General features: G+C 59.4%; 2 protein-coding genes. Both read right to left on the bottom strand.

Annotation, left to right across the window (positions count from 1 at the left end; genetic code table 11):
- Window positions 1–261, bottom strand: a 261-nt coding sequence (locus ACOCD2_RS19070) for an ATP-binding protein (protein ID WP_293715761.1), incomplete at its 3' end; no start/stop codon positions are given.
- A partial coding sequence (gene istA / locus ACOCD2_RS19065) for an IS21 family transposase (RefSeq protein ID WP_293680959.1) occupies window positions 254–1,640 on the bottom strand: 1,387 nt, incomplete at its 5' end. The genes ACOCD2_RS19070 and istA, both read right to left, overlap by 8 nt.

The following is a 1,640-nucleotide window of genomic DNA, read 5'->3' as shown; positions in this document are numbered from 1 at the left end:
GGTTTCAAAGGTGGCCTGATCCACATTCGATTCCGCCCATTCAAAGCTGTCGAGTTCACGACGAATGGGAAAGCGGGCGATTCGCAGCTGATAATTGAGCGAGCGAACCTGCCGGTCGACCTGTTCCGCCTCGATGAGTTTTTCCATCCACATCACTGGATCCTTGGTTTGACGGGGACGTTCTCCCAGCAATTCCTCGCAGGCGGTTGCCATGCCATAGAGCTTCAGTTGCTTGAGCGCGGGAATCAGTTTACTAGCCATGACGCACCTCCCTCAGTCTGTCATACCGGCTGCAGTTGGCTTGCGGCTCCTGTTGCAGGCGCAGGTGGCCAGGTACAGGGTTTTCTCTGACCGGCGGGGGTTCTTTGAGCCGATTGACGTGGTTGAGCACCACGGCGGCATTGAGGGTCTTGTGCTCCAGGGCCAGCTCACAGGCCACGCTCAGCAGCTCGCTGCCATGGGTCTTCATGGCCAACAGAATCTCGACAAAGGCGCGGTCGCCTTTGTCCTGTTTGAGCAGATGATCCCTGACCTTGCGCACCGGTGAGGGCAGGTCCCACTGCACAAAGGGGGCGCCATTACGCAAGGCGCCGGGTTTGCGCTCCAGCACAGGCAGGTAATGCCAGGGATCGAGGATCTGCTGTTCCCGGCCAAAGCAGCGCTCATGGCAGGCCAGGGTCTTGCCTTCCTGAACGATCTTGATCCGGGTGGCCGTGGCACGCAGGAACACGCCCTGGCCCGCATGTTCCGCCGGTACACTGTAACGGTTCCGGTCATACCCGACGGTGCAGGTAGACGAGACCCGGCAGGCCTTTTCCACATAGCCAGCAAAGGGTTTGCCCACCGGACGCAATTGCGCCTGTTCTTCGGCAAAAACCTGCCCAATGGTCCGTGAGCGCTGATCCGGATGCGGGCGCTGCGCCAGTTTTTCCCGGCACTGTTGCTCCAGCCAGGCATTCAGTTCTGCCAGATCCTTGAACCGGGGCCGGGGACTGAACAGCCATTCCCGCACATTCCCCACCTGATTTTCAACCTGCCCCTTCTCCCACCCAGAAGCCGGTGTGCAGGCCACCGGTTCAAACAGATAATGATTGGCCAGGGCCAAAAACTGACGATTGAAGCGGCGCGCTTTGCCCACCTTGACTGCATCCACCAGGGTGCGGGGATTATCGTAGATCATCCGCTGGGGAATCCCTCCCCAGAAGGTAAATGCCCGGTCATGGGCGTCGAAGACCATTTCCAGACTTTCCCGGAAATAGGCCACCAGAAACGGCTGACGGCTGTGGGCCAGACGAAAATGGGCAAGCTTGATGGTCTGCACCATGCCACCGAGCTCCACCTGTTCGTGGCTCCAGTCAAACTGCGCCGCATCACCGGCAGGGAACACCAAGGGCACAAAGGCCTGGGTCAGTGCGGGACGGGCCTGTTTCCAGCACTTCACAAAACGCTGTACGCTGTCGTAAGCCCCGGTATAGCCCGCGCCCTGAAGGTCCTCAAACAGACGGCGGGCAGTACGTCGTTGCTTTTTCAGGCGTTGGCTATCCTGCTCCAGCCAGGTCTTCAGTTGATCTTCATAGGCGCCCAGCTGTGGCTTGGGCTGCTGCCTTCGTTGGTAACGCGGCGGATCACTCTGGTTCAAA

It is taken from the genome of Thiolapillus sp. (assembly GCF_048562965.1).
Taxonomy (GTDB): Bacteria; Pseudomonadota; Gammaproteobacteria; order Chromatiales; family Chromatiaceae; genus Thiolapillus; species Thiolapillus brandeum_A.
The sequence above is the reverse complement of the archived record's forward strand: the minus strand, read 5'-3'. Positions and strand labels throughout refer to the sequence as shown.